We start from the raw sequence: 8,013 nt of genomic DNA on the forward strand, positions 1-8,013 counted from the left end.
AATCGTGCCGCGCTTTTCGGTTGGTTGCGATGATTTTGACATTCATATTGTTAATTATGCCACCGAATTTTTCTCTTTTATCTCTGTGCGCTCTGTGGCTGAAACCTTGTTTTTAAGTTGCATCGAGTATAGCATCATTGCCCGAAAACTTCCAACAGCACCGGGTTGATACGCTCCCAGTTTGGCCCCAGCACCTGCGCTCCACCGCTGGTGGTGAAAGGATTGGTCAGCTCGCGGGTGATCACGCGCCCATCAATGCCATTTGGCCCGAGGCGCAGCAAAGCAAACCCCAGACGCGGCCACAGCCAGACCGGAATATCGCTTTCGATGAAATCGCCGAGCACAGCCATCACCTGGGGCAGGTGCACCCACACCGAGGGAGTCAGCAGGTGTTTGCCCAACGCTTTCAGGAAAATTTGCCCGCGAGCAATGCGCGCAAAATCGTCGCTGCCAGCCCGATCACGCACAAAGGCCAGAGCTTGCTCACCGTTGAGCAAGTGTTTTCCGGCCTCGTACCCCGACATAGGCTGGCTGAGTTCAATTTCAACGCCACCCAGCGCATCCACAATTTCGAGGAAGCCGATGAAGCGCACGCGGATATAGTAATCCACATTCACCCCAAAGTTGGATTCCACCGTTTGTATGGCGAGCGGCGGACCCCCTCCGGCTTGGTCGGCCTCGCCGAAGAAATGCGCCGTATTGATGCGATTTTTGCCGTAATCGGGGATCACTACCCAGAGATCGCGCGGCAACGAGAGCATCCCGGCGTAGGGCCGCCAGGGGATGATGGTGGCCAGCACCATCGTGTCCGTGCGCCCCACCCACGATTCGGGTTCGCGGGCATCCGTGCCGAGCAGTAAAATATTTGTGCGCCCGGGGAAGAATAGGTAAACCAGCAAGAGTAACACGGGCGGTAGCAGCATGCCCAGCAAACAACCACAGCCGCGCCCGCGGCGTTTGCGCGGCGGCTCCGCCCACTCGACGCGTGTTTCGGGGGCTGGATGATGCGCATAGACTGGCGTGGGGTGAGTTTCATCCTCCAGGGCAGGCATGGGGCGCGTTTCACTCCACGGATCGGGAGGAACCGGCGTAGGGCGGGTTTCGTCTTGCGAAGGAGGCTGGTTCGTCATCGGCAGGTTTCAGTTCTAGAGATAACGCAACCAGACATATCCACTTGCTAAGGTCAGAGACATAAGCGTGGTGATAACGCCATAGCGCAAAAAACGCCCGAAACTGATCGGGTGCCCGCTTTTTTCGGCCAGACTGGCGACGACAACATTGGCTGCGGCGCCCACTAAGGTTAAATTGCCGCCTAAATCGGCTCCTAAGGCCAGCGACCACCATAGAGGTTCTGCTGGCATAACCTGGCTTAAACTTTTTACGATGGGGATCATGGTGGCGGTATAGGGGATATTATCAACAATCCCGGATGCAATCGCTGAAAACCAGATTAGCAGCATGGATGTTAGGGGTAAACTACCCCCAGTCAGGCGCAAGGCCCAATCGGCGATCATTTCGATTAAACCGACTTCAACAACGGCCTCTACTGTAATAAATAACCCAAAGAAAAAGAATAAAGTCGTCCACTCTAGCTCGCGCAGGGCATGATGGGGGTCCGATTTGCTCCAGAGCAACAGCAGGGTGGCTCCGAGCAGCGCGATGGTAGCTGGGTCTAGGTGTAAAGCGCCATGTAAGATAAAGCCCAAAGTAACCGCGGCCATGATCAACAACGACTTGCGCAGCAAGACAGGATCGGTAATTAATGCAGATGCATCCAAGTCGGCAATATCCACGTTGGGTTGATCGTGGGCGGTCAACTCTTTTTTGAACAAAAAGCGTGTCATGCCGATGAATACCAGCAAGATGAGCAGGGCGATAGGCCCCATATTGGCTGCAAAGGTCACGAAATCGATCTCGGCGGCGCTACCGATCAAGATGTTGGGCGGATCACCGATCAGGGTGGCCATGCCGCCAATATTGGATGCCAGTATTTCAGCAATCAGGAAGGGTATGGGACTGACCCGCAGTGTTGAGGCGACAAATAAAGTTACCGGGGCGATTAGCACAACGATAGTGACATTATCTAATAAGGCTGAGGTGACCGCAGTAATCAGGGAAAGCATGATCAACACCCTAAAGGGATCGCCTTTCCCAAAACGAACGGCCTGTAGGGCAATCCACTGGAATAGCCCCGTCTCTTTAAGCACATTGGCAATAATCATCATGCCCGCCAAGAGGAAGATTACATTCCAGTCGATAGCGTGAAAGGCCTGCTCTTGAGGCAGCACGAACAGAATCATCGCCAGACCACCCAAGAGTGCAGATATTGTGCGATGAATTTTTTCGCTGACAATCAGGGCGTAGGTGAATAGAAAAATACTGCCTGCTAACCAAAGGGAGTTCATTTTTCCACCTCCGAAGAGTGGACATCATTTTTCATTTGGATGCATAGCGATAATAGTTCGAGCAAATTGACATACCCAACGACATGATAGCGCTCATCGACTAAGGGTAATCCTGGCAGCTTATTATCATGCATTCGTTTGAAAGCTTCCTTTACAGTCTCGCCGCGCTTAACCCAAATGGGGGGCGTCATGGCATCATGGGCAGTCAGTGCGCGCGTCTTATTGGCAAAGGCCATCATTTTTTCGATGTCTGTGATCTCACTGAGGAATTCTTCTGGTAAAATGTGGAAAAAGAGATCGTCGGCCAATGCACTCAGTTCTAATAATCCAATCAAACGGCCATCTTCTGCAACCACTGAAACAACATGCACATTCGGGCGTACTAACATGGCACGGGCGACATCATCCAATGAAGTATCGCCTAAAACGATAGTTGGCTCTAGATTCAATAGGGAATCTACTTTTTCGATCGGCGTATCCCGAAGAACAGACCAGTCCGACCGGAGCGCCGGTGGGGACACATCTTGAAGCGGTTGGGGGATTGCTTTATATATCCCAATTGCCTGTGAAACTGGCAGCACCAAAACCACACCACTATTGGGTTGATCAAAACCGCCGACAATACGTTCGGCTTCAGCAATCGCCTGTGCCAGTAATTCTTCATCATCGAAGACTGCGATTAATGTGCGGGTTTCGACTTCCTTCGTTTCGAAGAGATGATTGATCGCGCCCAACCCAACCCGGCTGAGCCAGGTGCGGGAGGCATGCCCTCCAGCGCTTTTCAGGATAGTGGTTCCCGGGACGCCAATTTTTCGCCAAATATTCAATATATCTGGCAATTTACTGGTGTCATTCAAAATAACAAGTAGCAGATTTGACATTTTTTCTCCTTTAATTTCGAATAATATTGGCTCTTTGGGAACTACCACCACGGTGCTTCCCAGAGAACCTAAAAAAATGGTAATTCATAGCGTAACAAGTGCTATAGCCTTGGGGGCGCATCTTTCGAGCGAGATCCCGTTGGGAAATAGTAAGAAAGCCCCATATGTGAAAAACCAATCACCAAAACCGCTATGCCAATAGCTACAGCGAGTTGGAACGGCTGGCCCAAAATTTCGCGCGGCCAAAGGAGCAGTGCCGGGAAAAGGAACGCTGCTACGCGCAATCCCGTTAATCCGAATGAGCCTTTTTTATGAAAGACCAGTATTTTCCATTTACGGCCTAGCCAGGCGATGCCAAGGCCGAGCAAAGCCCCCACGATGACTTCAATCAGCAAAAGGGTTGAAGCCGGTTGGTGGGCCTGCCAACCCAGCAACAGGAATAAAAGCAGAACCAAACTAAACCCCAGCCAGGAGTTCAACGGGGCTGGCATCGTTTTCACGTGAAAACCAAGTTGGTAATGCTGGCTCAGCCAGACGAATGCCATTGCACTGACCAATGCCGCTGTAACAGCTGAACCACCAATGACGAGTGCAAACCAGTAGGCGAAATATACTTGACCGATACTAATCCAGGAATGAAATCTGGCCGAAGTTTTGCGGAGCAGATACAGTCCGAATGAGGCGATTACTATCCCCAAAAACGCGCTGCTGAAAATCCCCCCAATATACTGATTAGACGATTGAATGGCTGCTTCAACTTCGGTCAGTAAAAACATCAAGGTTAGCGGCCCTATCTGGCTCATATAACTGGCGCCATTCACCGGTTCACCAGCCCTCCAAATCATACTTGCTGCAAGTATGCCGAACAGCAAAGCACCAGGCCAATTTAAAGCCCCAATTAACCAAAGAACTGAACTGAAGATCAGAGCAGCGCCGCACCAAAGTGTAATGCTTTTCCAGCCCCGCCAATCGGCATTAACAATCCTTCGGGTGTTCTGCCATAGGAGTAATGGAATAACCAGTCCCAAAATCATCTCCCAGGGAATCGGTATTTGGCGGGCTGGGGGTAAGAATACCAGCAGAATTCCGACCGCAATTATCAATGTCGCCCAGCGCTGGCGCGGGGGCTTGGCATTGAGCACCCCGCTCAATAATAAGAGAATAAAAATTGTGTGTTCAAATTCGACCATATATCATCACCTGTCTGATTTTGCTTGCTTTCTAAAAATAATTATGCCCTTTAGGGCATCGGCGACACGGAGTTCACAGAGTTTTTTCATGGAGTGCACAGAGAAGTGGTTTGCTCCGTGTTGCTTTGAATATAACTTCGTGTACTCTGTGTCTCTGTGGTAAACCCCATTGGTTCCGACTTGTTCGGGTTAGGGTCTTCGATTTTTTTTCGTGATTAAATCTGTCGGGTAGCTAGCACTATTTTTACGCTCGCGAATCAGGGGCTGAAATACACCACCGCAGCAAGCATGGTCGTATCTTGCCCATCTTCGCCGGGTTTTACGCGCACATCCGGTTGCAGGCCTTCGGCGCTGATATTGGCATCCAGACCGGGAATTTGCCATTGGGCGGCGGTGACATGCAGGCTGGAGCCATCGCTGAGTTCAAAGGCCAGTTGGATGACATCCTTTCCGTAGGTAGGCTGGCCGATCAGTGCGGCGCGCCCTCGGGTTTGCAGTGCCCCGGCAACGATTTCGGCTGCACTGGCTGTATTCGCGTCCACCAGCACCACCAGGGGTATTTCGCTCAAAGGGCCAGGACGACGCACAGTGTAGATTTCGGGGTCGTCGCCGCGGTACTGCTCTTGCAGAATATCGCCCTCGGTCAGGAATAGGCGCGCAATTTCGACGCCCGCATCCACCAGACCGCCGCCGTTGCCGCGCAGGTCGAGGGCGTAAAAATGCGCGCCTTGAGCGTCGAGATCGGCGGCTGCTTTTTCGATCTCTGCGGCGGTGCTGGCAGCGATCAGGTTGACCTTGATGATTCCCAGGCGCGCATCTTCGAGCGCCAGGCGCCAGGTGACGGAGGGTAGGGGAATGGCGGCGCGTTGGATGGTAAATGATTCGGTGGAATCACTTGTGGGGCGGGCAATCTCAATTGTCACCAGATCACCCTCCGGGCCGCGTAAGGCAGCCACCACTTCGTCTATGGGAGTCGCCGCGGCGATGACCAACTCATCCACGCGCAGCAGTTGGTCGCCAGCCTGCACACCGGCCTCCGCCGCAGGGCTATCCGGGAAGGGGTAGACAAAAATCTCGTCTTCCGGGCCGCGTTCCAGCGTCGCGCCGATGCCGCCATAGCTGCCTTCGAGATTGTCGCTATCGAGTTCGGTGCGGGCTGGCTCGACAAAACGTGTGTAAGGATCGTCATAGACGGCCAGCATACCACGGATCATGCCGTATTCCAGCGCCGGATCGGGGGGCGGGTCGTAGAGGGCGTTGACGCGTAAAATTTGGCGGGCTTCGTTCCAGATGGGATATTCGCTCAGGCTGGGGTAGAATTGGGCGCGGACGAAATAGCCCAAAGCGAAGGCCATCCCGAAGGTCAGCAGGCCGAGGAAGTAAATAGTGAAGGCTCGTTTCCAGTTCATATCCCCCGCAAGTTTATCATAGGTAGGGCTTTCGCCGCGCCATAGAATATTAGGGAAGGCGAAAGTTATAACTATATCGGTTGAAACACAAGGAGAGCGAAGATGCGTATAGCCATTATAAGCGACAGCCATGACAATATTTGGAAGATGGCCGCGGCCATGCCGCACCTGGAGGCCGCCGATGCTGTGCTGCATTGCGGCGATCTTGTGGCTCCATTTATGATTTTGCGGTTAATCAAGGGAACAGGCGGCAGGCCGGTGCATATTGTTTGGGGCAACAACGATGGGGATAAAGTGGCCCTCTCGCAGGTGGCTGCCGCAGCGGAGAATATTCATCTGCATGGCGAATTGGCTGAAATTGAATTGGACGGCCTTAAAATCGCCATGAATCACTATCCTAAAATTGCGCGCGGCCTGGCCGCTTCGGGACGCTATGATTTGGTGTGCTATGGGCACGATCATACGGCCTACGAAGAATGGCTTGGCGAGACGCTGCTGCTCAACCCCGGCGAGATCATGGGATTGAACGGGCGCAGCACGCTGGCGATCTTGGATACGGCTACACGTTTTGTGGAGTGGGTTGTATTGGGTTAGCCATCTTCCCCCAGCCCCTTTCCCGATTTCATGAGAATGGGGAACGTGCATTGTATGCACTTCGAATGAAGATTGTTTTCGTAAATGTGTAAGCCCAATAATGTGAGGTGAACAAGCCATCGACTCCCCTCTCCCAACTTGGGAGAGGGGCCGAGGGTGAGGGAGGTTATCGGCTCACTGCCAATTTGACAACTTTGCCCTGTGCATCCATAGTCAGGCGGGCATAGGCTGGATGCAGGCGATTTGCGTGGCGAATTTCTTTGCTGAGTACTACCACGCTGCGCTGCGGCTCAGCATTGGGACGGGATTTTTCACCCAATTGCCCGCTGGGGCAGGTGTGCCCCTCGCAGCAGCAACCGGCGTGTTCGTGGCTCAAGGCCAAATGCGCTCCTTTCATTCCGGGGAGATAGAGTTTCACAACCTGTTTGACGTGTTTCATGACTTCGGCAGGTATCGGTTCAGAACTTCCCGGGTTATCAGCGCGGTCGCAAATCGTTTTAACATTCAACGGCGGTGTAGTATAGCGGGTGATATCTTTTCGGCTTTTTCGATTCTTGAAACCGGAATTATCTTGCGCGTAAGCCAACGGATCCCCATATAAAACAAACGAAATCAGCGTTTTCTGGTCTTCGCCATCGAGATAGCCCTGACGGTTGTGCATCTCACTTGCCAGATGGATTTTGGCGCGGCGCAGCGCTTCACCGGCGGGATAGCCACTTTGCAGGGCCTCCCAAAAGGCTTTGCCGAGCAGATCGGCGGCATTGAGCGGTGTGGTAACGGAGCCATAGGCTACCGCTGTCGAACCAACCACTGCCCGCGCCCCGGCGTTGAGAAATTTGAGCGCCAGCGACTCTTCGACGCCGCGATTGAAAAGATGCGCCCCATAGCAGGCCTCGCTGAAGATCACTTGCGGGGCGCGTCCGCCATTGACCACATCGCGTGGGCGCAGTGCAACCGGGAAATCGAATTCCAGGTTGGTTGGCGACCCATCTCCGTTGCTATTGGGGGCGCGTTGCCCGTACCACTCGGCAGCATCTTCCAGCCCGTGCAGGTTGAAATATCCCAGTTGCGCGGTAGGGGCAGGGATTTTGTTCTCGCTGCCAACAGGAGGCGAAGTCAGCATCTGGCGAGGCTCGCCAATTACGGTAAACACCGATGCGGCGGCTTTTTGCCAGATTTCGGCGCTATAACCAAAACTTTGGGTGTGGGCGCGTTGGGGGAGTACACGCCGCAAGAACTCGATCATCCAGCGCAACGGACCGTCTGATTTTTTGCGTTTGGGTTTATGTTGCGCCGCAATCCCCCGCATAGCACTCAGTAGCAGCGCCGGGTCGCGGCCTGCACCACCGGGCAAGCGCCCTATCGGCCATTCGGGGATGAAATAGTTTTCATCGCGCGTGGCATAAGGATTATCCGAGGGCACATCCGCGTCGGCGTCGTCGGTGGGATTCGGCAGATGATGAAACGGCACAATCTCTGGCCCGCCGACAATCAACAGCGCGCCGATCATTGTCCCTTTGGCGCGCAGCGTGGT

The 8,013-nt window shown here is 53.5% G+C and carries 7 protein-coding genes; 1 reads left to right on the top strand and 6 read right to left on the bottom strand.

Translation table 11 applies throughout. From position 1 onward, the window contains the following. Positions 1-134: 134 nt before the first annotated feature. The 5 genes from HN413_18260 to HN413_18280 all read right to left on the bottom strand — a co-directional run bounded on the left by HN413_18260 (position 135) and on the right by HN413_18280 (position 5,885). Positions 135-1,130: an LCP family protein gene (locus tag HN413_18260; protein ID MBT3392346.1), complete on the bottom strand. Its 996-nt coding sequence runs from the start codon at positions 1,128-1,130 to the stop codon at positions 135-137. Positions 1,131-1,145: 15 nt separating this feature from the next. Next, positions 1,146-2,405 carry an ArsB/NhaD family transporter gene (locus HN413_18265; protein ID MBT3392347.1) on the bottom strand — a complete coding sequence of 420 codons (1,260 nt, stop codon included), beginning with the start codon at positions 2,403-2,405 and terminating at the stop codon, positions 1,146-1,148. Continuing rightward, positions 2,402-3,286: a CBS domain-containing protein gene (locus tag HN413_18270; protein MBT3392348.1), complete on the bottom strand. Its 885-nt coding sequence runs from the start codon at positions 3,284-3,286 to the stop codon at positions 2,402-2,404. Before HN413_18270 ends, HN413_18265 begins: the two co-directional genes overlap by 4 nt. Before the next feature lie 101 nt (positions 3,287-3,387). After that, complete coding sequence (locus tag HN413_18275) at positions 3,388-4,476, bottom strand: hypothetical protein (GenBank protein MBT3392349.1); 1,089 nt, start codon at positions 4,474-4,476, stop codon at positions 3,388-3,390. A gap of 257 nt (positions 4,477-4,733) precedes the next feature. Next, a complete protein-coding gene (locus HN413_18280; GenBank protein MBT3392350.1) occupies positions 4,734-5,885 on the bottom strand; it encodes a S41 family peptidase in 1,152 nt (383 codons plus the stop codon). Positions 5,886-5,987: 102 nt separating this feature from the next. Here HN413_18280 and HN413_18285 point away from each other — a divergent pair, with 102 nt between their 5' ends. Then, positions 5,988-6,479 (top strand): metallophosphoesterase, encoded by a 492-nt coding sequence (locus tag HN413_18285; protein ID MBT3392351.1) that lies wholly within the window; start codon positions 5,988-5,990, stop codon positions 6,477-6,479. Between the two features lie 166 nt (positions 6,480-6,645). Here the strand turns inward: HN413_18285 and HN413_18290 are convergent. Continuing rightward, positions 6,646-8,013, bottom strand: a 1,368-nt coding sequence (locus tag HN413_18290; protein ID MBT3392352.1) for a hypothetical protein, incomplete at its 5' end; no start/stop codon positions are given.

This window comes from Chloroflexota bacterium, assembly GCA_018648225.1.
Classification (GTDB): domain Bacteria; phylum Chloroflexota; class Anaerolineae; order Anaerolineales; family UBA11858; genus NIOZ-UU35.